Annotated in this window: 34 protein-coding genes; 2 read left to right on the top strand and 32 right to left on the bottom strand. The window is 44.6% G+C overall.

Features of this window, described 5'->3' with window-relative positions:
• Window positions 1–205 precede the first annotated feature (205 nt).
• The gene (locus NE665_RS18280) at window positions 206–1,228 is read left to right on the top strand and encodes a DUF2804 domain-containing protein (protein WP_117443716.1); all 1,023 of its coding nucleotides are present in this window, start codon (window positions 206–208) and stop codon (window positions 1,226–1,228) included.
• Window positions 1,229–1,540: 312 nt separating this feature from the next.
• Window positions 1,541–2,065, top strand: a complete 525-nt coding sequence (locus tag NE665_RS18275; RefSeq protein ID WP_178759800.1) for a hypothetical protein — start codon at window positions 1,541–1,543, stop codon at window positions 2,063–2,065.
• A 145-nt stretch (window positions 2,066–2,210) separates the two neighbouring features.
• Here NE665_RS18275 and NE665_RS18270 read toward each other — a convergent pair whose 3' ends face one another.
• The 32 genes from NE665_RS18270 to rplD form a co-directional block, all read right to left on the bottom strand.
• Complete coding sequence (locus NE665_RS18270) at window positions 2,211–2,912, bottom strand: ribonuclease E inhibitor RraB (protein ID WP_117443715.1); 702 nt, start codon at window positions 2,910–2,912, stop codon at window positions 2,211–2,213.
• A gap of 125 nt (window positions 2,913–3,037) precedes the next feature.
• The gene (locus tag NE665_RS18265) at window positions 3,038–3,619 is read right to left on the bottom strand and encodes an O-methyltransferase (protein ID WP_117443714.1); all 582 of its coding nucleotides are present in this window, start codon (window positions 3,617–3,619) and stop codon (window positions 3,038–3,040) included.
• Window positions 3,616–4,794, bottom strand: coding sequence for a CapA family protein (locus NE665_RS18260; RefSeq protein ID WP_117443713.1), 1,179 nt, complete (start codon window positions 4,792–4,794; stop codon window positions 3,616–3,618). The genes NE665_RS18265 and NE665_RS18260 overlap by 4 nt, the downstream gene beginning before the upstream one ends.
• On the bottom strand, window positions 4,791–5,777 hold the full coding sequence (locus NE665_RS18255; RefSeq protein WP_117443712.1) for a M15 family metallopeptidase: 987 nt from the start codon (window positions 5,775–5,777) through the stop codon (window positions 4,791–4,793). The genes NE665_RS18260 and NE665_RS18255 overlap by 4 nt, the downstream gene beginning before the upstream one ends.
• A gap of 211 nt (window positions 5,778–5,988) precedes the next feature.
• The gene (locus tag NE665_RS18250) at window positions 5,989–7,155 is read right to left on the bottom strand and encodes a D-alanyl-D-alanine carboxypeptidase family protein (RefSeq protein WP_117443711.1); all 1,167 of its coding nucleotides are present in this window, start codon (window positions 7,153–7,155) and stop codon (window positions 5,989–5,991) included.
• A 342-nt stretch (window positions 7,156–7,497) separates the two neighbouring features.
• A complete protein-coding gene (gene rplQ, locus NE665_RS18245) occupies window positions 7,498–7,863 on the bottom strand; it encodes a 50S ribosomal protein L17 (protein ID WP_002607442.1) in 366 nt (121 codons plus the stop codon).
• A gap of 27 nt (window positions 7,864–7,890) precedes the next feature.
• Window positions 7,891–8,850 (bottom strand): DNA-directed RNA polymerase subunit alpha, encoded by a 960-nt coding sequence (locus NE665_RS18240; protein WP_117443710.1) that lies wholly within the window; start codon window positions 8,848–8,850, stop codon window positions 7,891–7,893.
• Window positions 8,851–8,878: 28 nt separating this feature from the next.
• Window positions 8,879–9,277, bottom strand: coding sequence for a 30S ribosomal protein S11 (gene rpsK, locus NE665_RS18235; RefSeq protein ID WP_117443709.1), 399 nt, complete (start codon window positions 9,275–9,277; stop codon window positions 8,879–8,881).
• Between the two features lie 21 nt (window positions 9,278–9,298).
• Complete coding sequence (gene rpsM, locus NE665_RS18230; protein WP_117443708.1) at window positions 9,299–9,664, bottom strand: 30S ribosomal protein S13; 366 nt, start codon at window positions 9,662–9,664, stop codon at window positions 9,299–9,301.
• A gap of 15 nt (window positions 9,665–9,679) precedes the next feature.
• On the bottom strand, window positions 9,680–9,796 hold the full coding sequence (gene rpmJ / locus NE665_RS18225) for a 50S ribosomal protein L36 (RefSeq protein WP_008979808.1): 117 nt from the start codon (window positions 9,794–9,796) through the stop codon (window positions 9,680–9,682).
• 24 nt (window positions 9,797–9,820) lie between these two features.
• The gene (gene infA, locus NE665_RS18220) at window positions 9,821–10,039 is read right to left on the bottom strand and encodes a translation initiation factor IF-1 (RefSeq protein WP_002607438.1); all 219 of its coding nucleotides are present in this window, start codon (window positions 10,037–10,039) and stop codon (window positions 9,821–9,823) included.
• Window positions 10,032–10,805, bottom strand: a complete 774-nt coding sequence (gene map, locus NE665_RS18215) for a type I methionyl aminopeptidase (protein WP_117443707.1) — start codon at window positions 10,803–10,805, stop codon at window positions 10,032–10,034. Before map ends, infA begins: the two co-directional genes overlap by 8 nt.
• A 1-nt stretch (window position 10,806) precedes the next feature.
• Window positions 10,807–11,454 (bottom strand): adenylate kinase, encoded by a 648-nt coding sequence (locus NE665_RS18210; RefSeq protein WP_117443706.1) that lies wholly within the window; start codon window positions 11,452–11,454, stop codon window positions 10,807–10,809.
• Window positions 11,455–11,473: 19 nt separating this feature from the next.
• Entirely contained in the window at window positions 11,474–12,757 is a 1,284-nt protein-coding gene (secY, locus tag NE665_RS18205) for a preprotein translocase subunit SecY (protein WP_256302593.1), read from the bottom strand.
• A gap of 23 nt (window positions 12,758–12,780) precedes the next feature.
• Window positions 12,781–13,221, bottom strand: a complete 441-nt coding sequence (rplO, locus tag NE665_RS18200; protein WP_002607434.1) for a 50S ribosomal protein L15 — start codon at window positions 13,219–13,221, stop codon at window positions 12,781–12,783.
• Window positions 13,222–13,236: 15 nt separating this feature from the next.
• Window positions 13,237–13,755 carry a 30S ribosomal protein S5 gene (gene rpsE / locus NE665_RS18195; RefSeq protein ID WP_065530650.1) on the bottom strand — a complete coding sequence of 173 codons (519 nt, stop codon included), beginning with the start codon at window positions 13,753–13,755 and terminating at the stop codon, window positions 13,237–13,239.
• A 6-nt stretch (window positions 13,756–13,761) separates the two neighbouring features.
• Window positions 13,762–14,118: a 50S ribosomal protein L18 gene (rplR, locus tag NE665_RS18190; RefSeq protein ID WP_117443704.1), complete on the bottom strand. Its 357-nt coding sequence runs from the start codon at window positions 14,116–14,118 to the stop codon at window positions 13,762–13,764.
• Window positions 14,119–14,139: 21 nt separating this feature from the next.
• Window positions 14,140–14,685: a 50S ribosomal protein L6 gene (gene rplF, locus NE665_RS18185; protein ID WP_002607431.1), complete on the bottom strand. Its 546-nt coding sequence runs from the start codon at window positions 14,683–14,685 to the stop codon at window positions 14,140–14,142.
• Window positions 14,686–14,706: 21 nt separating this feature from the next.
• On the bottom strand, window positions 14,707–15,102 hold the full coding sequence (rpsH, locus tag NE665_RS18180; RefSeq protein ID WP_002607430.1) for a 30S ribosomal protein S8: 396 nt from the start codon (window positions 15,100–15,102) through the stop codon (window positions 14,707–14,709).
• 21 nt (window positions 15,103–15,123) lie between these two features.
• Window positions 15,124–15,309: a type Z 30S ribosomal protein S14 gene (locus NE665_RS18175; protein WP_002607429.1), complete on the bottom strand. Its 186-nt coding sequence runs from the start codon at window positions 15,307–15,309 to the stop codon at window positions 15,124–15,126.
• A 16-nt stretch (window positions 15,310–15,325) separates the two neighbouring features.
• Window positions 15,326–15,865, bottom strand: coding sequence for a 50S ribosomal protein L5 (gene rplE, locus NE665_RS18170; RefSeq protein ID WP_002607428.1), 540 nt, complete (start codon window positions 15,863–15,865; stop codon window positions 15,326–15,328).
• Between the two features lie 12 nt (window positions 15,866–15,877).
• Window positions 15,878–16,201: a 50S ribosomal protein L24 gene (rplX, locus tag NE665_RS18165; protein WP_002607427.1), complete on the bottom strand. Its 324-nt coding sequence runs from the start codon at window positions 16,199–16,201 to the stop codon at window positions 15,878–15,880.
• A 12-nt stretch (window positions 16,202–16,213) separates the two neighbouring features.
• The gene (gene rplN, locus NE665_RS18160) at window positions 16,214–16,582 is read right to left on the bottom strand and encodes a 50S ribosomal protein L14 (protein ID WP_117443703.1); all 369 of its coding nucleotides are present in this window, start codon (window positions 16,580–16,582) and stop codon (window positions 16,214–16,216) included.
• A gap of 17 nt (window positions 16,583–16,599) precedes the next feature.
• Window positions 16,600–16,860 (bottom strand): 30S ribosomal protein S17, encoded by a 261-nt coding sequence (rpsQ, locus tag NE665_RS18155; protein ID WP_002607425.1) that lies wholly within the window; start codon window positions 16,858–16,860, stop codon window positions 16,600–16,602.
• Between the two features lie 16 nt (window positions 16,861–16,876).
• Complete coding sequence (gene rpmC / locus NE665_RS18150; RefSeq protein ID WP_009273536.1) at window positions 16,877–17,077, bottom strand: 50S ribosomal protein L29; 201 nt, start codon at window positions 17,075–17,077, stop codon at window positions 16,877–16,879.
• Between the two features lie 2 nt (window positions 17,078–17,079).
• On the bottom strand, window positions 17,080–17,496 hold the full coding sequence (gene rplP / locus NE665_RS18145; protein ID WP_002607423.1) for a 50S ribosomal protein L16: 417 nt from the start codon (window positions 17,494–17,496) through the stop codon (window positions 17,080–17,082).
• 3 nt (window positions 17,497–17,499) lie between these two features.
• Entirely contained in the window at window positions 17,500–18,291 is a 792-nt protein-coding gene (gene rpsC, locus NE665_RS18140) for a 30S ribosomal protein S3 (protein ID WP_002607422.1), read from the bottom strand.
• A gap of 11 nt (window positions 18,292–18,302) precedes the next feature.
• Window positions 18,303–18,638: a 50S ribosomal protein L22 gene (gene rplV / locus NE665_RS18135; RefSeq protein WP_117443702.1), complete on the bottom strand. Its 336-nt coding sequence runs from the start codon at window positions 18,636–18,638 to the stop codon at window positions 18,303–18,305.
• Window positions 18,639–18,653: 15 nt separating this feature from the next.
• Window positions 18,654–18,932 carry a 30S ribosomal protein S19 gene (gene rpsS, locus NE665_RS18130; RefSeq protein ID WP_002607420.1) on the bottom strand — a complete coding sequence of 93 codons (279 nt, stop codon included), beginning with the start codon at window positions 18,930–18,932 and terminating at the stop codon, window positions 18,654–18,656.
• A gap of 19 nt (window positions 18,933–18,951) precedes the next feature.
• A complete protein-coding gene (gene rplB / locus NE665_RS18125) occupies window positions 18,952–19,785 on the bottom strand; it encodes a 50S ribosomal protein L2 (protein ID WP_002607419.1) in 834 nt (277 codons plus the stop codon).
• 59 nt (window positions 19,786–19,844) lie between these two features.
• A complete protein-coding gene (gene rplW / locus NE665_RS18120) occupies window positions 19,845–20,141 on the bottom strand; it encodes a 50S ribosomal protein L23 (RefSeq protein ID WP_002607418.1) in 297 nt (98 codons plus the stop codon).
• The gene (gene rplD / locus NE665_RS18115; protein ID WP_008818595.1) at window positions 20,141–20,770 is read right to left on the bottom strand and encodes a 50S ribosomal protein L4; all 630 of its coding nucleotides are present in this window, start codon (window positions 20,768–20,770) and stop codon (window positions 20,141–20,143) included. The genes rplW and rplD overlap by 1 nt, the downstream gene beginning before the upstream one ends.
• Window positions 20,771–20,773: the final 3 nt, after the last annotated feature.

The following is a 20,773-nucleotide window of genomic DNA, read 5'->3' as shown; positions in this document are numbered from 1 at the left end:
TCTCTTATGCAGACGCTGTATGCGTGGTTTAAACACTTGTTGCCACAGAAGCACCACATCAATCATGCAGTCGTCCTTGGTAGCTGTAAGTTCAGAATACCTGTACGAAAATCATTTGTCAATGAAAATCAGGGATTTGCGACATGATATTGTCATCCTGCAGGACACTTACTATAATGAAGATAGAAGAACAGGAGGCGATTGTATGCGCAATCATGAGGTTACACAGCGTCATCCTCTGCTGGATGAGCATGGCAGGCTGAAAGAGGCAGGCTGGTCCCGTTCCTTGCTGCAGGAATATCGCAGAGAGGATATCAAAGCAAAGCGCTGGAGAATCAAGGAATGGGATTATTATCTGATACTCAACGATCATTACGGTGTCGCCTTCACGATTTCCGATGACGGCTACATTGGACTGCAATCCGTTTCCCTTCTTGATTTTAAAAGAGGCTGGGAGCATACCGAAACCATTCTGAACGCATTCCCAATGGGAAAGCTGAAGCTGCCGACCAGCTCAGAAAGCGGCTCCTGTAAATACAGGGATAAGCGACTCGATATGGAATTTCAGGTCATGAAGGGCAAACGCATCCTTCGCTGTGATTTTCAGAGCTTCTATGAAGGAAAACCATTTCATTGTGAAATCACGCTGCATCAGCCGGATATGGACAGTATGGTAATTGCGACACCGTGGAAAGAAAAAAAGACCGCGTTTTACTACAATCAGAAAATCAACTGCATGCGTGCTGAGGGAAGTGTCAGCTTTGACGGTAACACGATACGCTTTGATCCACAGAATGCCTTCGGAACACTGGATTGGGGGCGTGGGGTATGGACCTATGACAACACCTGGTACTGGGGGAATGGAAACGGCCTTGTAGAGGGAAAACCGTTTGGCTTCAATGTCGGCTACGGCTTTGGCGATACGACAGCGGCCAGCGAAAATTTACTGCTGTATGATGGTGTTGCCCACAAGCTGGAGGATGTCACCTTTCACATACCGCCGGACAGCTATCTCAAGCCTTGGCGTATTACATCCAGCGACGCACGTTTTGAAATGTCCTTTCAACCGATTCTTGATCGTTGTGCGAAAACAAGTGCGCTCATCATTGTAACGGATCAGCATCAGGTTTTCGGCTACCTCAGCGGAACAGCGGTATTGGATGATGGAAGAGTATTAAAGGTTAAGGATATGCTTTGCTTTTTTGAGAAGGTTCACAACCGCTATTAAATTGAAAAGCCCAAAGGATGTAAGCACTGTATATATCCATAGAAAGGTAATGGAAGGGGGACAGCCATACCTATCAAGCTCAGAATGAAATCACATGCGCTTCTATGACGATATCAATACGAGTGCATGGATGGAAGCTGCCGCACTGCACCATGCATGATATATACCATCCCATATGTGCGGGAAAAGCTGTGTAAGACTTATAAATCATGATGTTCAATGCTTATGTTATATGCATACAGCAGTAAATTTCAAGAAACCATTCGTTCTGAAAGCTGGATAGGTCATGTATATATTACGGGAGATAAGAAAATGAAAGCAAAAATAAGGTTGCTATTTATAATCGCCTGCACAATCATGTTGTCTGCATGTAATTTCAATAAGGATACGGTTGATCCAAAGGATTATATGGACAATACTTATAAAAATCATGAGCAATTAAATGTTATAGAAGATAAGCAAAGCTTACTATATTTATTAAAACAAAGGGACACCTATCATGTGTTGATATTCAAGAAGGAGGGATCCTCCTATTCCTATGAAGGTGGCGTAGAATCTACTGTACCTTTCGGCTATATGAAGGTTGGAACGCCCGATAATATCCATATCGTCGTCTTTATCGATAACAGTATCGTGAAAGCAGAGCGCTATGAATTTGATTTGCGTGCTTCCAAGAATGATAAAGATAAGCTCACTATATCGCTGGATGGATTATCAGAGCTGGATACCTATCTTATCAAAAGTTATGACTTCCTTCCGCCTTATTCAAGTATTTCGCAATTACGTTTTTATGATAAGCATGGAAAACGCATAGATGAAACAGTGTTTATGGATTGAAAAATGCCCCGGTGCGATAGCCGGGAATTTTCCTATATAGAAAAGGATTTCTACTGTGTCATAAGGCATCCATCGAATGAAAGACGCCGATTCATGGGTGAGAAAAAGACGCCACAGTACGTGACGTCTTTTATATTTGTATGACTTAATAAATAACCTTACTGCTCCATCCCTGATATTCACCATGATGCAGCTTCGCTTCTCCGGCAATATACAGAATATTTCCCATCAGCTTGACATCATCAATCGGTGTGATATGCAATACGATCAGCTCCAGGTCTTCATCCCCTCTTGTGATGACGAAGCCCTTATTGATAACCTCATTTTTAAAGCTGTCCATATCCTCGGCCGTTTTGAATACCACGCTGTGCTGAACCGGACGCTCGTTTTCATGCACGTCACCTTCCTGCAGCATGTCATCCATCAATTTCTTTGCCTGCTCCTTCAGAGCTGCCGTTTCACTCTTCAGGAGAGACGGAAAATCCGTATCAAATTCCTCTGCAGCATCCACTACAATATCCTTTGCTTCTGCTGCTTTATCCTTGACAGCATCCGCAAAATCCTCCGCTGCTTCTTTTCCTTCTTCTACAGCATCCATTGCCAAATCCTTTACATCCTCTGCAGCAGCTGCCGCCTCTTCTTTCACAGACTCCATACAGGAAGCAGGATCACTAATCGGACCTTCTTCTATTTCATCGTCCAAATCCATTTCATTCAGATCTTCCTCATCCGCAAGAAGTCCCTGATCCAGATCAACGATCTGTTTTTCCTCATCCTTTTTCAGCTTGTAGGCAACCAGTGCCGCAGCTCCGGCAATTACCGCCAGTGCAGGTATTATCTTTTTCATAGTATCACCACTTTCTTGTTTCTATTGTATCACAAAACATGCAAAATGATACATGAAATAGCTTAATTTCAGGAATAGTTTCCTTCCTGATTCCACAGGCTATGCCGTTTCCTTCTGCTACATACTCACACTTTTTTCCTGCTGATTCCCACACCGTCTCCAAAATCATAAAATTGTGTATCATAATCCTCACGCTGCTTCAGATACTCGACAAAATTTCCGATTTTACGTACCAGACTTCGCAGATTGCGGCTTTTAATCGTTTCCGGATGCTCCACTAGACCATGAAAATTCAGATTATCCGTTATTACATATCCGTCCTTTTTCAGCAACGGCTCATAGCGCTCAAAAAACTTAGTATACTGTGCCTTTGCCGCATCGATGAACAGCATATCGTAGCTGCCCGCAACGACAGTCTCCAGTGCATCGCCAAACAGCAGTGTAATCTGATCCTGCAGGCCGCTTCGCTGTACATATTCCACTGCCTGATCATAGCGCTCTTTGTCCCGCTCGATTGTCGTAATATGCATATCCGTATCCAGCATTGCCATACGGATTGCCGAATAACCGATGGCACTTCCGATTTCCAGAACATGCTTCAGATTATGCTCCCGCAGAAAGGAACACATGAAATCTATCCCCTCCTTCTGCATAATCGGCACATCATGCTCCTGTGCATAAATCTCCATTTCTTCAATCAGTGTCATTTCGCATCCCCTTTTCCTATAACAGGTATTTCCGTAATCACCTTTTTCGTACGTGCGTACAGATCCTCAAGGCGAACCCGTTGTCCGTCCACCCCATTTAATCCATGCTTCTCAGCCAGCTCCTCGCTGTAATCACGCAGCTTATAAACGGTGAAATTCTTTCTCGTATTCATGATATCCGCAGCATCCCCTGTATAATGCGTTATCAGCGGCTCCCATTTCACATTTTGAATAGAAATCTCCTTGCTTTTTGCATCCCTGACAAAATCGAAACGGATCATACCGCCCAGTACATTGTTCACATCCAGCATACCATTTAAAAAATTTCCGAGTGAATAGATCACCAGCGTCTTATTCCCCTCTTTTCCTTCCATCCATGTGACCGGCTGTATTACATGCGGATGCTCACCGACAACGACATCTACCCCCAAGTCTGCAAACAGCTTCGCATATTTCTTTTGAAACTCCGTAGGGGCTGAAACATTCTCATCTCCCCAATGCGCAGATACGATCACGACATCACTGAGCTTCTTTGCCTTTTTCACATCCTCACGGATCTGGTCCTCATCGAAATAGGCAACGCTATAGGGGTTGGGCGGCTCGATTCCGTTTGTTCCATAGGTATAGGCAAGGAAGGAAAATGTGATTCCCTTACGTTTGATTGTCCGTATTGTATCCCGATCCTTCTGGGAGGTATAGGTTCCCGCCGTAATAATTCCCTTTTGCTTTCCCCAGATTTCATGGGAATAATCAATTCCCTCCTGATATTTATCCAGACAGTGGTTGTTTGCCGTGTTCACGATATCAAATCCGGTATCTGCAACATTCTTTGCGATATCAGCAGGCGTATTGAATGTTGGATAGCCACTGATGCCAAGCGCATCTCCTCCGACAATGGACTCCTGATCGATATAGGCAAGATCGGCTTCCTGAATATCCTTCTTTACATGCGTATACATTTCCGTAAAATCATATGTTCCATCATTCATCTCACCGGCAGCAGCATCTGCCTGCTTGTAGATCATTTCATGAATCAGATTATCTCCGACTCCGACAAAGGATACCGTTGTATGTTCATTTTCCGGATCCTTTTCCGGTGTTTCTTTTTTCTTATTCTCTGATGTACTGCATGCACACAGCAGCAGGCTCAGCATTACAACCATAAGTTTTTTCATTTCTGCACATCCTTTCTGGCGATATATTCATCCAGTGTAAGCCCCTGCTTCACGATTTCCTTTGCGACATCCTTTCCAACATAGCGCAGATGCCAGGATTCATACTGATATCCGGTCACATCCACTTTATCCTCCGGATATCGCAGGATAAAGCCATACTCTGCCATATGCTGAAGCAGCCAGTCATAATGCTCTGATTTTTCAATTTCATTGAAATTTTCATCATTGATCGTCACATCTACGGCAAGGGCACTGTTATGCTCACTCTGTCCCGGACGGGCATAGTATTTGTCCGCATACTCCGTTCCCTGACTCTGTGCATAATAATCGTACAGATTTTTCTGATAGGCAAAGCTGCGATAGCTCGCAATTGCCTTAATGTGAATTTGCTCTGCTTCCCCTGCCTTCACCAGCTCGGAAAATGCGTCCGCAACCTCCTTACGCAAATACTGAGGCTCACTCTGACAGGAGAAATCCTTTCCTATCACACAGGCATTTGGTGTTTTCACTAGATTTTTCGGCTCATAATCATCAGGCAGCCGGTGATATTTGTTAATCAGCAGGAGGATATCATCAGTATCCCGGATAATATCAACATTGGTGAAATACGGCTGATCCAGACCGATATTGACATAGGTCACAATATCCTGTACATCCTTTTTCCCGTCATCATATGCAATATAGCGCTTGGTCAGCTCCTTGTGATAGTATGGAAGCTTTAAAAATGCAGTGATCCGCTTTGCATCATAATCCTTTTTCACAAAGGCAGTCGCCTGGTCGAGATTCTTATCCGTTGTGATGGCGCAGTAGACACTTCCCTTGTCCTTGACAAGCTCGTCACCTGCCTGCTTCACAGCCGCAAGATTGTCACAGCTCTTTGTATCTTCTACCCCATACTGTTTTAGGGCGTCCTCTTCTTCATTGGAATTACAGCCGGCAAGCAGAAGCCCTGCCGTCAAAAGTATCATTAGTTGTTTTTTCATATGTACATCCCTCGCTCCTCAATATTATAACAGTTTCTGTTTATTCGTACAGTGACATTCGCAAAAAGCAGGTGAATCTTCCCTGTTTCTTAAGATTATATATGGATAGCATGCTGTTCCTCCCAGAAGTACGGATGCTTTATGAAGCCATTGGATATACGCAAAAAAAGCGAACTCTATGCTGGCAATAGAGCCCACCTGTTTTCTATGCTTATATATCTCCCAGATATTCCTCCAGCGTGATTCCCTGCGCCATGATCTGAGATGCAATTTCTTTACCAACGTAGCGGACATGCCATGGCTCATACTGGTAGCCTGTCATGCTTTCCTTACCTGCCGGATAGCGAATAATAAAGCCGTAGTCTGCACAATGGGCATGCAGCCATCTTCCATCCGGCGTATTGCCATACCCGTTATCCAAGGCGCCAATGTCAAAGGCAAGTCCGCTTTGATGCTCGGAATGTCCCGGTCTTGCTGAATAGGTATCAGCAAGCGCCTGTCCATCCTGTGCGACATAGCTGTTATACAAGGAAGCCTGATATGCATAGGAACGATAGCCACTAATCAGCGGCATGGAATAACCTGCTGCCTCAGCTCCCGCCTGAAGCTGCTGCAGAGCTGCGTAAGCGTTGGAATCCATTCCTCCGTAATTCTGTGGCAGTGCATGCTTTTTATTCACTAGAAGCACTCCATTGACGTAATACGGCTCAACCGATGCGGCTGTGGCCCCCCCTGACTGTGATGGTGATGACGGTTCATCAGAAGGAGTATTTACCTTCTTCGGCTTCTGCTCCACTTTTTCTTTTACCGTTACCGTAAACTTTTGGTCTGCACGGTTTCCATTTCGATCCTGCGCATGTATGGTGATGGTGTAGCTCCCTGCCTTCAACGTATTCAGCCTGCCATCTATCCAATAGCTTCCGGCTGCTGTTTTCTTTGCTTTCTTCAAGGGTCCGTCGATCGGATCACGAACGCTTTTTATATTATCTGCGACATCGTACGTTTGCCCATATTCCAGAGTAACATGGTTCTCCTTCAGTTTGATTTCCGGTTTCTTTGTATCCTGTACGTCAATCGTATACGGTATGTTTTTCGTCTGCCCTTCATAGCTCAATACATAGGTGATTGTCTGGATACCTGTTTTCTTTGTATGAACGCTCGGATAGGTTTTCACTTCACCAACTGAATGCTTTACGAAGGAGCTGCTGTCTATCTTTTCCCCATATTCCAGAATCTGACGATCCTTATGGAACGTTATCTCCATCTTTGCATAATCCTGTTCCTTTTTTTGGTTTTGTGACCAGATATATCCAACAGTGCCGGAAGCTGCGAGTATCATTGCAATACCGGCAATGAGAACCGTTTTCTTAATTCGCATAAGCTAACCACTCCCTTTACTACACTATAATACTACAATGCAGGTAAAAAGAATACATGTAGCCCTTCTATTCAATGTAAAAGAAATTGCTAGAGTATACCATAAAGCTAGGTTTGTTTCCACGTTCCTCTTTCCCTCCACCTTAGTTTAAGATTATTTGTTTTCTCTGCGTGCATGATTCCTTCTCAAATCTGAAACCGAAGGAACCCCATTGCCGCTTGCACAGCTACGCTTGCAATCAATTCCAGTAGGGGAAGCAGCCAATCTTTGTGGATATCTAAATTATCGCAGGCATAAAAAAAACTGCAGCGTTATTGATTTGCGTTGCAGTTCTCCTGTTATTTATTTAACTAATTCAATGATAGCCATAGGTGCTGCGTCTCCGCGACGTACTCTTGTCTTAACAACACGAGTATATCCACCCTTACGGTCTGCATAAGCAGGTCCGATTTCTTCAAACAGCTTCTGCAGAGCAGTCTGTCCTGTCTCTTCATTGACAACAACATCACGTACAAAGCTTGCAGCCTGACGACGAGCGTGCAGGTCTCCACGTTTTGCCAGTGTGATCAGTTCATCAACAACGGAACGAAGTTCCTTTGCTTTCATTTCAGTAGTTTCAATCTGACCGTAAGCGATCACGGATGTAGCCATGTTACGTAATAAAGCTTTACGGTGGTCAGCTTTACGTCCTAATTTACGATTCCACATTGGTCCATTAACCTCCCTTGCGAATATTTATTCGTATGATTTGAAACTCAGTCCCAAATCATAGATCTTATCTTTAACTTCTTTCAATGATTTCTTACCAAGGTTTCTTACACGCATCATTTCATCCTCTGTTCTCTGTGTCAGTTCCTCCACGGTCTGGATTCCTGCACGCTTCAAACAGTTGTAGGAACGTACGGATAAGTCAAGGTCTTCAATCATCATGACAAGTCCCTTGTTCTGTACCTCGCCCTGTGCTTCCTTCATCACGGATTCCATATCATTTACTGCTTCATGAACATTTGTCAGCAGCTCCAGATGGTCGATTAGAATTTTGCTTGCCAGTGCAACGGACTCTGCCGGACTCAGTGAAGAGTCTGTCCAGATTTCCAGTGCAACCTTGTCATAGTGAGCATCCTGTCCAACACGAGTCGGCTCTACATTATAGGATACCTTCTCGATTGGTGTATAAATTGAATCTGTGTAAATGATTCCCAGAGGCTGATTTGGTGTCTGGTACAGCTGCTTGTTCGTGTCAGCACTTACGTACCCGCGGCCAATACGAGCCTGCAGTTCCATTTCCAGCATTCCGCCCTCTTCCAGTGTACAGATGTGTAAGTCCTTGCTTATTACCTCCACACCTTCCGGGCAAATAATATCAGCACCGGTTACTGCGCCTGGACCCTGTTTTGAGATACGCAGAGTATAAATTTCATCATCCTGAATACTCATCACAAGGGTTTTGATATTTAAAATGATTGCCGTTACGTCCTCTACAATTCCAGGAATTGAAGTGAACTCGTGGTAAACACCATCAACTTTAATTGAAAATACGGCAGCTCCCGGTAAAGAGGAGAGCAAAACACGTCTTAGTGCATTTCCAATGGTTGTACCAAAACCTCTTTCCAAAGGTTCAAACACAAACTTCCCGTAATGTTGAGATTCATCATATTCTTTTACTTCAAAATGTGCACGTTCGAATTTTTGCATAGTTTACCTCCTCAATTACAGTTAATCATTAACCACGTGGTCGTTTAGGTGGACGACAACCGTTGTGCGGGATCGGTGTCACATCGTTGATCAATGTGATTTCCAGTCCTGCTACCTGCAGAGCTCTTACAGCTGCTTCACGTCCTGGTCCCGGCCCCTTTACGCTAACTGCAATCGTCTTCATACCATTCTCTATTGCTGCTTTTCCTGCAGCTTCTCCAGCCATCTGTGCTGCGAAAGGAGTGGATTTACGAGATCCCTTGAATCCTAAAGCACCAGCACTAGACCATGCTACAGCATTTCCGTTTTCATCAGTAATAGTAACGATGGTATTGTTAAATGTTGAGTGGACATGTGCAACTCCACGAGCAATATTCTTGCGTGCCTTACGTTTACCACGTGAGTTCGCTTTTACGTTCTTTGCCATTATTTACTTCCTCCTATCGTCCTATTTCTTTTTGTTTGCTACCGTACGTACTGGACCTTTACGTGTACGAGCATTCGTTTTTGTACGCTGTCCGCGTACCGGTAATCCTCTTCTGTGACGGATTCCGCGATAGCATCCGATTTCCATTAAACGTTTGATGTTTAACTGAACCTCACGACGCAGGTCACCTTCAACCTTGATTGCATCGATTTCGTTACGGATTGCATTTACCTGATCTTCTGTTAAGTCTTTTACACGGATATCTTCGCTGATTCCAGTTTTTGCCAGAATTTTTTCTGATGTGGAGCGACCGATACCGTAAATATACGTTAATGATACTACTACGCGCTTATCGCGTGGTAAGTCTACACCTGCAATACGAGCCATTACATTACACCTCCGTTAGTTTCCCTGTCTCTGTTTGTGTTTTGGATTTTCGCAAATAACCATGACGCGGCCTTTACGTTTGATAATGCGGCACTTATCGCATATTGGTTTGACAGATGGTCTTACTTTCATGCGTTTTCCTCCTTAATTCACGACTTACTTGTGTCGGAATGTTATACGCCCACGTGTTAAATCATACGGTGAAATCTCTACGGTAACACGGTCCCCTGGTAAAATGCGAATGTAGTGCATGCGGATTTTACCAGAAACGTGAGCCAGAATTTCGTGTCCGTTGGCCAGTTTCACCTTAAACATTGCATTTGGCAGAGTGTCTACAACAACTCCGTCAATTTCAATAACATCTTGTTTACCCATTATCTGGACGTTCCTCCTTATTCAGTGTTGTGAGTATTTCATACCCACCGTTTGTAATCACAATCGTGTGTTCAAAATGAGCTGCCTTACTGCCGTCTCTTGTGACGACACCCCAGCCATCCTTCAACATTCTTGTCTGTGGTTTGCCCGCGTGAACCATCGGCTCCACTGCCAGCGTCATGCCCTCCTGCAGAAGGATGCCGCGGCCTGCCGGGCCAAAATTTGGAACTGTCGGATCTTCATGGACAGAAGTTCCAATACCATGTCCTGCATAGTCTCTTGGAATCGAATACCCGTGCGTAAACACATATTCTCCGATTGCATGAGAAATATCAGTTAAATGATTCCCCGCTCTGGCCATGTTTAAACCTTCATACAAAGATTCTTCACTGACGCGCATCAGTCGTTGATCTTCCTCACTGAGCTTGCCAATTCCATAGGTCCAGGCAGAGTCTCCATGGTACCCCTGATAACAGGCACCGATATCTACTGAAACAATGTCTCCATCGCATAAAACGGTATCGCCTGGGATACCATGTACTACGACAGAATTTATAGAAATACAGGCTGCTGCCGGAAAGCCGTACAGACCCTTGAATGACGGTGTTGCACCGTTTTCCAGAATCACATTTTCAATGATTCTATCCAATTCCTGTGTGGTAATTCCGGGCTGCATTGCTGCACTTGCTGCACGATGTGCAAGCGCAACAATTATACCCGCTTTTCTCATCTTTGTCAACTCCTGATTTGTTTTGGCTTTCACCATTCTATTTCTCCAGAGCTGTCAATGTATCATTCCATACGCTGTCAATCGGCTGACTCGCATCAATTCTTGTAACGATTCCCTTGCTATCGTAATAGTCAAGCACCGGAGCCGTCTGCGAGCTGTACTCCTCCAGACGCACAGTTAAGCTTTCCACTGTATCATCCTTACGCTGGAATAATTCTCCACCACATACGTCGCAAACCTTGTCGACTTTGCTCGGCTTGGATTTGATGTGATAGATTTCTCCACATTCTTTGCAAATGCGGCGTCCGGTTACACGGTCTGCCAGCTTTTCAAAGTCAATTTCAAGTGCGATGACTTTGTCAATGGCAAGCTCGCTGCCTTCTGCCAGTGCATCGAATGCTTTGGCCTGGTCAAGTGTTCTCGGATAGCCATCCAGCAGGAAACCGTTTTTCTTGTCTTCCAGCTTTTCCAGATAACTCTTCACCATATTGTTAACGACTTCGTCGGGAACCAGCAGTCCTTTATCCATGAAGCTTTTCGCCTCCATGCCAAGAGCTGTTCCCTTTCCGATTTCACTGCGGAAGATATCTCCCGTAGAAATGTGGTTAACGTTAAACTTCTCGACGATTTTGGCAGACATCGTACCTTTTCCGGCACCAGGTCCTCCCATAATCAGGATATTCATAGGTTCACCTTCTATCGTTTTATCTCTGCAGGAATCCGCGGTAGGATTTCTGTGTCAGGCGTCCCTCGATCTGTTTTACCGTTTCCATTGCCACACCGACAACGATGATGATTCCGGTTCCACCAATACCCATTGACTGTGGAAGATTGATGCCTGGAATCAGAGGCAGTGCATGCGGCAGAACAGCGATAAAGGCAAGCCCGATTGCTCCCAGAACCGTGATTCTGCACAATACTTTATTAACATATTCTTTTGTTTCCGTACCCGGACGGATTCCCGGGATATACGTACCGGATTTTCCAAGGTTTTCTGCAATCTTTTCCGGATCCACCTGCAGCTTCGTATAGAAGAAGGTGAATAGCAGAATCAGAATTACATAGATTACAAGGCTGACCGGAGTCTGCATTCCCATATAGGTTTCCAGTGTTTTGACCCAGCCTGCTGCAGGCCAGACCATTTTGCAGATCTGCAGCGGCGCCACCATGATGGCGGATGCGAAGATAACAGGAATTACGCTGGCAGAATTGATTTTCAGCGGCAGGTAAGTCATATCCTTCTTACGAGTCGTTACGGTACTGGATGTATACTGAATCGGAATCTTACGCTCTGCAGTCTGCATGAAGACAACGAATACGATAATCAGCAGATAGCATACAATATAGAGTCCGTAGGTCAGAATACCATTGAAGGTTGCACTGCTGTTGCTTGGATCAACCAGCGTCTGCCATGCCGTTGTAAACTGATACGGCAGTCTGGCGATGATACCGGCAGCAATGATCATGGAAACACCGTTTCCGATTCCCTTCATGCTGATACGATCTCCAATCCACAGAATGAACATGCTGCCTGCGGTCAGCAGGGTCGCAACGTACAAAATAGAAGCCCATCCGCTTCCATTTACCAGCAGTGAATCGTACTGTGTAGAGAAACTGTAAACCAGTGTAGATGCCTGGAAAAAGCTCAATACGACTGCCAGATAGCGTGTGTAGCGGTCGATCTGCTTCTTTCCGGTTGCTCCGCCCTTTGCCAGTTCGGTAAGTGCCGGAACCACATCCATGGATAACAGCTGAATAATAATGGAGGCAGTAATGTATGGACCAACACCCATTGCAAAAATGGAAAGCTGCTCCAGACCACCACCGCCTAGCATATTGATCATCGCAAACAGTGAGCTGTCCTGTATACCTTTTATCAATTCGGTTACATCTACGCCCGGTACAGTGATTGCTGAACCAAAGCGAAAGACGAACAACATGGCAAGAGTAAAGAATATTCTGTTACGAATATCTTTATTCTTGAACATGTCTGCAAAGGTCCTAAACATGATTAGATAACCTCTGCTTTTCCGCCTGCCTGCTCAATGGTAGCGATTGCTGATTTAGAGAATTTGTTTGCTTTAACGCTCAGCTTCTTCTCCAATTCACCTTCGCCCAGGATTTTAATACCATCCAGTTCTTTCTTTACTAATCCACATTCAATCAGCAGTTCCGGAGTTACTTCCGTACCGTCCTCAAACCCGTTCAGGGATGCAACGTTTACGATAGCATATTCCTTGCGATTGAAGTTTGTAAATCCACGTTTTGGTAAACGTCTAGCAAGTGGTGTCTGACCACCTTCAAAACCTAAACGAACGCCTCCGCCAGATCTTGCTTTCTGTCCTTTGTGACCCTTTCCTGCTGTTTTACCATTTCCAGAGCCATGACCGCGACCAACACGGTAGCTTTTCTGTCTAGCTCCTTCAGTATATTTCATTTCATGTAATTTCATGTTCTAATCCTCCTATTAACCGCGAATTTCTTCTGGTTTTTTACCACGGAGACGAGCAACTTCCTCGATCGTTTTCAGATCTTTCAGGGCAGAGATCGTAGCACGAACCATGTTGATTGGTGTACGGCTTCCCAGACACTTGGAAAGGATATCGTTGATACCAGCCAGCTCCAGGACTGCACGAACAGGACCACCGGCGATAACTCCGGTACCTTCAGAAGCAGGACGCAGGAATACTTCTCCAGCTCCGTATCTTCCAGTGATTGCATGAGGAATTGTAGTTCCTACAACAGGTACTGTGAAGACATTCTTCTTAGCATCTTCGATTGCTTTCTTAATTGCATCAGGTACTTCGTTGGCTTTACCTGTACCAAAGCCGACGCGGCCCTTCTTGTCACCGATAACAACCAGAGCTGCAAAGCGGAAACGACGTCCACCCTTGACTACTTTTGTTACACGGTTAATGGTAACTACGCGTTCTTCAAATTCTTTTTCAGCATCGCGATTTCTTCTTGGTCTACGTTCCATTCGCATAACCTCCTAAAATTTCAAGCCAGCAACTCTTGCTGCTTCGGCCAATGCCTTTACACGCCCTGTGTAAACATATCCACCACGGTCAAATACAACACCTGTGATGTTCTTTTCAATTGCACGTTTTGCAATTTCTGTTCCTACAGTTTTAGCGGCTTCAACATTTCCACCGTTTTCTAACTTTAATTCTACACTACTTGCAGATGCCAGGGTCACACCGTTAACATCATCAATGATCTGCGCGTGAATGTTGCTGTTTGAACGGAAAACGTTCAGGCGGGGACATTCAGGAGTACCGCTGATTTTGGTACGAACACGCACGTGACGGCGTACTCGCTCGTCATTTCTAGAAACTTTCTTAAGCATTGTTCAATTTCTCCTTTCCCACTATTTCTTACCTGCTGTTTTACCTTCCTTACGACGAACATATTCACCTTTATAGCGAATACCTTTTCCTTTGTAAGGTTCTGGTTTTCTCACAGCACGAATGTTTGCAGCGAATTCACCAACGCGTTGTTTGTCAATTCCTGATACTTTGATATCCGTAGCAGAAGAGCATTCTACCTTCAGACCGTCTTCTACAGCGAACTCAACCGGGTGGGAATACCCAACGTTTAAGGTCAGTTTGCTTCCGCTTACAGCAGCACGGAAACCGATACCTACCAGTTCCAGCTCCTTTGTAAAGCCTTCAGACACACCTTCCACCATGTTAGCCAGCAGTGCACGCGTTGTACCATGCAGCTGTTTTACATGCTTTTCGTCGTTAGGACGAGTTACTGTCAATACATTTTCTTCTACCTTGATTCCCAAAGCAGGGTTAAACTGACGAGTTAAAGTTCCCTTGGAGCCTTTAACAGTCACCTCATTCCCGGCAGCGATGGTTACTTCAACGCCGGCAGGAATGGTAATCGCTTTATTACCGATACGTGACATTTTCTTACCTCCGTTAAGCTCTTACCAAACGTAAGCGATGACTTCACCGCCAACATGTTTAGCTTTTGCTTCTTTATCTGTTATCACACCGTGAGATGTAGAGATGATCGCAATACCCAGACCGTTCATTACGCGAGGAATGGAATCCACCTTTGCGTAAACACGTAAACCTGGTTTAGAGATTCTCTTCAGCCCATTGATTACTTTTTCGTTGTTAGGACCATATTTCAGAGTAACTGTGATGGTTTTCTTAACATCACCATCTACTGTGTAGTCTGTGATGAATCCTTCATTCTTTAAAATCTTAGCGATTTCAACTTTTTCTTTGTTTGCAGGAATTTCCACTGTTTCGTGACGAGCCTGAAGCGCGTTACGAACTCTAGTAAGCATATCTGCAATCGGATCTGTCATAATCATGACTGTATTCCTCCTATCTGACTACCAACTTGCCTTTTTCACACCCGGGATCTGACCTTTGTAAGCCAGCTCACGGAAGCAAATACGGCAGAGTTTGTATTTACGTAAAACTGAGTGAGGACGTCCACAACGCTCACATCTAGTGTACTCGCGCACTTTGTACTTCTGAGGACGTTTTGATTTGTTAACCATTGCTTTTTTTGCCATATACGTCTAAGTCCTCCTATTTCTTGAAAGGCATGCCCATTTCTTCCAGCAGTGCCTTTGCTTCTTCGTTCGTGTTTGCTGTCGTAACGATGACGATATCCATACCACGAACCTTGTTGATCTTATCGTAATCGATTTCCGGGAAGATCAGCTGTTCCTTTACACCCAGCGTGTAGTTTCCACGACCGTCAAAGGAAGTGGCACTGACACCGCGGAAGTCACGTACACGTGGCAAAGAGATGTTCATCAGCTTATCCATGAAATCATACATTTTTTCTTTTCTCAGAGTAACCTTACATCCGATCGGCATTCCTTCACGAAGTTTGAAGTTTGCGATAGACTTCTTAGCTTTTGTGATTACCGGAGCCTGTCCAGTGATCTGTGCCAGCTCAGCAACTGCTTCATCCAGCACTTTTGGGTTTGAAATAGCTTCACCGATACCCATATTGATAACGATTTTATCTACGTGAGGTACTTCCATGACTGATTTGTAGTTGAATTTCTTCATCAGGCTTGGTGTTACGACCTCTTTATATTTCTGTTCTAGGCGATTCATCCTTTAGCCTCCCTACTTAACTTCAGCGCCGGTTTTTTTGTAGACGCGTACCTTTTCTGTGTTACCTTTTTTGTCAGTCTTTGTTTCATAACCGACACGGCTTGCCTTCTTCGCTTTGGAATCGTAAGCCATAACGTTTGATACATGGATTGGAGCTTCCTTCTCGATGATTCCTCCATCTGGATTCGCCTGTGTAGGTTTCAGATGTTTCTTCACCAGGTTAACGCCTTCCACAATCACTTTGTCTTCTTTTGGGAAGACTTTGGTTACTTCACCGATCGTGCCCTTGTAAGCACCTGTAATAACCTGAACCTTATCACCTTTTTTGATTTTCACAAAGACACCTCCTTACAGTACTTCTGGTGCCAAAGACACAATTTTCATGAAGTCTTTGTCACGCAGCTCACGTGCAACAGGTCCGAAAATACGAGTTCCACGCGGTGTTTTGTCGTCCTTAATCAGGACAACAGCATTGTCATCAAATTTGATGTATGTTCCGTTGTCACGGCGTACTCCACGTTTTGTACGTACGATTACACCCTTGACTACGTCACCCTTTTTTACAGTTCCACCAGGAGCAGCCTGCTTTACAGCACAGACAACGATATCCCCGATGTTTGAAAACTTACGAACGCTTCCGCCTAAGCAACGGATAACCAGAACTTCCTTGGCTCCCGTGTTGTCAGCGACGCGTAATCTACTTTCATTCTGGATCATGAATGTCTACCTCCTGATTACAGCTGTACAGCTTTTTCGACGATTTTCACCAGACGGAATCTCTTGGTAGCAGATAATGGACGTGTTTCCATGATTTCTACCTTATCTCCCATTCTAGCTTCATTGTTTTCGTCATGCGCTTTGAATTTCTTAGAATATTTTACACGTTTTCCGTATAACGGGTGTGTTTTCTTTGTTTCAACAATAACGGTAATTGTCTTATCCATCTTGTCGGAAACTACAGTCCCGCGATATACTTTACGGTTAGATCTTTCCATAACTTAGTGATCCTCCTTAATCCTGACTACCAAGCTCGCGCTCAGTCATCACAGTTTTGATACGGGCAATTGTCTTTTTCACTGTCTTTAAACGTGCAGTGTTTGTCAACTGACCTGTAGCTTGTTGGAAACGAAGATTAAAAAGTTCATCTTTAAGCGTTTCGATCTCTTGTAATAATTCAGTGTTGCTTTTTTCTCTGATCTCTTTCGCTGTCATAATTACTTCTCTCCTTTTCTAACAACAAATTTTGTCTTCACCGGCAGCTTGTGAGCAGCAAGACGGAATGCCTCACGTGCTACTTCTTCAGGTACACCAGCGATTTCAAACATAACACGGCCCGGTTTTACAACTGCTACCCATCCTTCAGGAGCACCCTTACCAGAACCCATACGTACTTCAAGAGGTTTTTTCGTTCTTGCCATGTGAGGGAAGATACGGATCCAAACCTTACCACCACGCTTCATGTAACGAGTCATGGCAATACGAGCGGCCTCGATCTGACGGTTGCTGACGTAAGCACCAGTGTCAGCCATTAGACCATATTCACCAAAAGATACTTCACGACCGGCTTTTGCACGTCCCTCGTAGCTTAAACGGTGAGGTCTTCTATATTTAGTTCTCTTAGGCATTAACATAAATTATTTTCCTCCTTCCGCTTTTCTAGGAGCATTTCCACCAGCAGAGTTTCTGTTGTTATTGTTTCTCTGGCTGTTGTTTCTGTTTCCACCACGATTACCACGGCGATTGCGGCGTCTGTCGTTCATGTTGTTCTTCGGAGCTTCCGGTTCCTGAACCATCTGTCCTGGCAGAACTTCACCACGGCAAATCCAAACCTTTACACCTAAACGACCGTAAGTCGTAGATGCTTCTTCCCAAGCGTAATCGATATCTGCACGCAGTGTGTGCAGAGGTACAACACCTTCGCTGTAGCCTTCGGTACGAGCCATATCAGCTCCGCCCAAACGACCGGATACAGCAGTCTTGATACCTTTTGCACCGGCACGCATTGTTCTCTGGATTGCTTTCTTCTGTGCAGTACGGAAGGAAGCACGCTGTTCCAGCTGATCCGCGATGCTGCGGGCAACCAGTTTTGCGTCCAAATCAGGGTTTGCAATTTCCAGAACCTTCAGGTAGATGTTCTTTCCACCAGTCAGCTTCTCAACTTTTTTCTTCAGCATTTCAACGTTTTCACCGTTTGTCCCGATGATCACACCTGGACGAGCGGTACGGATCATGATTTCCACACGGTTTTTAGAACGTTCGATTTCAACTCTGGACACTGATGCATTCTTGCACTCAGCGAACAGGAATTCACGAATCTTTACATCTTCTAATAATAAATCGGCATAATCCTTGTCAGCGTACCATCTGGACTCCCAGTCACGGATGACACCGACACGTAATCCGATCGGACTAACTTTCTGTCCCATGAGCTACCTCCTTAATCACGCTCGTCAACCACAACAGTAATGTGGCTGGTGCGTTTGTGGATCGCACTAGCAGATCCTTTTGCACGTGGCATGAAACGTTTCAGAGTTACACCCTCGTTTGCATAGCATGCCTTTACGTACAGCTTTTCTTCATCCATATCATGGTTATTCACTGCATTGGATACTGCAGATTTCAATACCTTACCAACTGCTTCTGCTGCAACGTTCGGTGTGAACTTTAAGATTGCAGCTGCTTCAGCAGCGTCTTTCCCACGAATTAAATCGATAACAATACGAGCTTTTCTAGGTGGGATACGTAATGTTTTCGCTGTTGCTTTTACTTCCATTATAACGTTTCCTCCTTATCTTTTAGCTTTCTTGTCATTATCGCCGTGACCACCGTATTTACGGGTTGGCACGAATTCACCAAGCTTGTGTCCTACCATGTCTTCTGTAACGTAAACAGGCAGGTGTTCCTTACCGTTGTAAACGGCAAATGTATGTTCCACAAACTGAGGGAATATAGTTGAACGACGTGACCAGGTTTTAATAACTTGTTTTTTACCGGCTTTGTTCAGCTCATCCACTTTTTTCATTAAGTGGTCATCACAGAACGGGCCTTTTTTAAGACTACGACTCATTTTTCATTTCCTCCTTTGCCTATTTGCCATTACGACGACGAACGATCAGTTTCGTTGACGCTTTTTTCGCTTTACGTGTTTTCACACCCATAGCTTTTTTGCCCCAAGGTGTCATTGGAGATTTACGTCCTACTGGAGTACGTCCTTCACCACCACCATGAGGGTGATCATTAGGGTTCATAACGGAACCACGAACAGTCGGGCGAACACCCTTCCATCTCATACGTCCGGCTTTACCGTAGTTTACCAGACTGTGGTCTTCGTTACCAACCTGACCGATTGTAGCACGGCAATTAGACAGAATTCTACGAACTTCACCAGAAGCCAAACGAACCGTTGTGTATTTTTCTTCAATACCAAGGATCTGAGCAGATGTTCCAGCGGAACGAGCCATCTGGCCACCCTTACCTGGCTTTAATTCAATATTGTGAATGAAAGTACCTTCTGGGATATCTTTCAGCTCCATTGCGTTACCAACCTTGATGTCGGCACCTTCACCGGAAACGACTGTCATTCCAACAGTTAATCCCTTAGGAGCAATGATGTAACGCTTTTCACCATCTGCATAGTTCAGCAGAGCGATGTTAGCGGAACGGTTTGGATCGTATTCAATCGTAGCCACACGAGCAGGAACACCGTCTTTGTTTCTCTTAAAATCGATAACACGGTAAGCTCTCTTGTGTCCACCACCCTGATGACGGGTTGTGATACGTCCGTTGTTGTTACGTCCACCTTTGCTTTTTAACGGCTCCAGCAGACTTTTTTCAGGCTTGTCTGTAGTGATTTCTTCATAAGACAGACTTGTCATACCACGACGACCTGGAGTGGTCGGCTTATACTTCTTAATTGGCATAGTGTCAATTTCCTCCTTACGCAATATTTAGTCAGGAAATAGCGTGCTTCTTCCTGAACTTATTCAGCCTCTTCGCCGAATAAGTTGATGTCCTGACCTTCCTTGATTTTCACATAGGCTTTACGGACATTCTTTGTAGTACCAACATATTTTCCCATTCTCTTGGTTTTAGGTTTTACATTTACGATGTTCACTTTCTCAACATCGACACCGAAGATTGCTTCCACGGCCTGTTTTACCTGTGTTTTGTTGGTTCCCTTTTTAACTTCAAACGTTACTTTGTTATCTGCGTCCATGTATCTCATCGTTTTTTCAGTGATGATTGGACGGATGATGATATCCTTGTAGTTTTCCATTATGCAAGTGCCTCCTCAACATCTTTCACAGCAGCTTCTGTAAAGACGATTTTGTTAGCATTTACGATATCGTAAACATTTAATCCATCAGCAGTAAGCATCATCATAGTAGGGATGTTTCTCATGCTCAGGAATGCGTTTTCAAAATCTTCACCTTCAGATACTACGAATAAGGTTTTCTTAGGTGCGTTGATATCAGCGATAATCTGATTGAAAGCTTTTGTTTTTGGCGCTTCCAGTTCAAATTTATCTACAACGCTCATTGCGTTTTCCAGCACCTTTTCAGACAGAGCTGATTTCAGAGCCAGACGACGAACTTTTTTGTTTAGCTTGTAGCCATAGTTTCTAGGAGTCGGACCGAATACGATTCCGCCGCCTCTCCACTGTGTAGCACGAATGGAACCCTGACGAGCACGTCCAGTTCCCTTCTGACGCCAAGGCTTACGTCCGCCACCGCGTACTTCTGTACGGTTTTTGGTATCGTGAGTACCCTGACGCATGGATGCTCTCTGCATAATGACAGCATCGAAGATACATTGCTGATTTGGCTCGATGCCAAATACTGTATCTGCAAGAGTGATTTCATTCAGCTCTTTACCAGTTTGGCTTAATACGACCATCTTAGGCATCTT

This window comes from Clostridium sp. DFI.1.208 (assembly GCF_024463855.1).
Taxonomy (GTDB): Bacteria; Bacillota_I; Bacilli_A; order Erysipelotrichales; family Erysipelotrichaceae; genus Clostridium_AQ.
This window is presented reverse-complemented; position numbering and strand designations above follow the sequence as displayed.

Excerpts from the sequence above, each read along its gene's own strand:
- NE665_RS18265 (WP_117443714.1), bottom strand. The coding sequence starts at position 3,619 with ATGACACTGATTGAAGAAATGGAGATTTATGCACAGGAGCATGATGTG.
- rpsS (WP_002607420.1), bottom strand. The coding sequence starts at position 18,932 with ATGAGTCGTAGTCTTAAAAAAGGCCCGTTCTGTGATGACCACTTAATG.
- NE665_RS18240 (WP_117443710.1), bottom strand. The coding sequence starts at position 8,850 with ATGCAAAAATTCGAACGTGCACATTTTGAAGTAAAAGAATATGATGAA.
- rplE (WP_002607428.1), bottom strand. The coding sequence starts at position 15,865 with ATGAATCGCCTAGAACAGAAATATAAAGAGGTCGTAACACCAAGCCTG.
- rplR (WP_117443704.1), bottom strand. The coding sequence starts at position 14,118 with ATGCTTAAGAAAGTTTCTAGAAATGACGAGCGAGTACGCCGTCACGTG.
- rpsQ (WP_002607425.1), bottom strand. The coding sequence starts at position 16,860 with ATGGAAAGATCTAACCGTAAAGTATATCGCGGGACTGTAGTTTCCGAC.
- NE665_RS18175 (WP_002607429.1), bottom strand. The coding sequence starts at position 15,309 with ATGGCAAAAAAAGCAATGGTTAACAAATCAAAACGTCCTCAGAAGTAC.
- rpmC (WP_009273536.1), bottom strand. The coding sequence starts at position 17,077 with ATGACAGCGAAAGAGATCAGAGAAAAAAGCAACACTGAATTATTACAA.
- secY (WP_256302593.1), bottom strand. The coding sequence starts at position 12,757 with ATGTTCAAGAATAAAGATATTCGTAACAGAATATTCTTTACTCTTGCC.
- rplD (WP_008818595.1), bottom strand. The coding sequence starts at position 20,770 with ATGCCTAAGATGGTCGTATTAAGCCAAACTGGTAAAGAGCTGAATGAA.
- infA (WP_002607438.1), bottom strand. The coding sequence starts at position 10,039 with ATGGGTAAACAAGATGTTATTGAAATTGACGGAGTTGTTGTAGACACT.
- rpsH (WP_002607430.1), bottom strand. The coding sequence starts at position 15,102 with ATGATTATGACAGATCCGATTGCAGATATGCTTACTAGAGTTCGTAAC.
- rplN (WP_117443703.1), bottom strand. The coding sequence starts at position 16,582 with ATGATCCAGAATGAAAGTAGATTACGCGTCGCTGACAACACGGGAGCC.
- rplB (WP_002607419.1), bottom strand. The coding sequence starts at position 19,785 with ATGCCAATTAAGAAGTATAAGCCGACCACTCCAGGTCGTCGTGGTATG.
- rplF (WP_002607431.1), bottom strand. The coding sequence starts at position 14,685 with ATGTCACGTATCGGTAATAAAGCGATTACCATTCCTGCCGGCGTTGAA.
- rpsC (WP_002607422.1), bottom strand. The coding sequence starts at position 18,291 with ATGGGACAGAAAGTTAGTCCGATCGGATTACGTGTCGGTGTCATCCGT.
- rpsM (WP_117443708.1), bottom strand. The coding sequence starts at position 9,664 with ATGGCTCGTATTGCAGGTGTAGACTTACCACGCGATAAGCGCGTAGTA.
- NE665_RS18250 (WP_117443711.1), bottom strand. The coding sequence starts at position 7,155 with ATGCGAATTAAGAAAACGGTTCTCATTGCCGGTATTGCAATGATACTC.
- rpsE (WP_065530650.1), bottom strand. The coding sequence starts at position 13,755 with ATGCGAATGGAACGTAGACCAAGAAGAAATCGCGATGCTGAAAAAGAA.
- NE665_RS18210 (WP_117443706.1), bottom strand. The coding sequence starts at position 11,454 with ATGAATATCCTGATTATGGGAGGACCTGGTGCCGGAAAAGGTACGATG.
- NE665_RS18260 (WP_117443713.1), bottom strand. The coding sequence starts at position 4,794 with ATGAAAAAACTTATGGTTGTAATGCTGAGCCTGCTGCTGTGTGCATGC.
- NE665_RS18280 (WP_117443716.1), top strand. The coding sequence starts at position 206 with ATGCGCAATCATGAGGTTACACAGCGTCATCCTCTGCTGGATGAGCAT.
- rplO (WP_002607434.1), bottom strand. The coding sequence starts at position 13,221 with ATGAAATTACATGAAATGAAATATACTGAAGGAGCTAGACAGAAAAGC.
- map (WP_117443707.1), bottom strand. The coding sequence starts at position 10,805 with ATGGTGAAAGCCAAAACAAATCAGGAGTTGACAAAGATGAGAAAAGCG.
- NE665_RS18270 (WP_117443715.1), bottom strand. The coding sequence starts at position 2,912 with ATGAAAAAGATAATACCTGCACTGGCGGTAATTGCCGGAGCTGCGGCA.
- rplP (WP_002607423.1), bottom strand. The coding sequence starts at position 17,496 with ATGTTAATGCCTAAGAGAACTAAATATAGAAGACCTCACCGTTTAAGC.
- rplW (WP_002607418.1), bottom strand. The coding sequence starts at position 20,141 with ATGGAAAACTACAAGGATATCATCATCCGTCCAATCATCACTGAAAAA.
- NE665_RS18255 (WP_117443712.1), bottom strand. The coding sequence starts at position 5,777 with ATGAAAAAACAACTAATGATACTTTTGACGGCAGGGCTTCTGCTTGCC.
- rplQ (WP_002607442.1), bottom strand. The coding sequence starts at position 7,863 with ATGTGGAATCGTAAATTAGGACGTAAAGCTGACCACCGTAAAGCTTTA.
- rpsK (WP_117443709.1), bottom strand. The coding sequence starts at position 9,277 with ATGGCAAAGAACGTAAAAGCGAACTCACGTGGTAAACGTAAGGCACGC.
- rplV (WP_117443702.1), bottom strand. The coding sequence starts at position 18,638 with ATGGAAGTAAAAGCAACAGCGAAAACATTACGTATCCCACCTAGAAAA.
- NE665_RS18275 (WP_178759800.1), top strand. The coding sequence starts at position 1,541 with ATGAAAGCAAAAATAAGGTTGCTATTTATAATCGCCTGCACAATCATG.
- rpmJ (WP_008979808.1), bottom strand. The coding sequence starts at position 9,796 with ATGAAAGTAAGACCATCTGTCAAACCAATATGCGATAAGTGCCGCATT.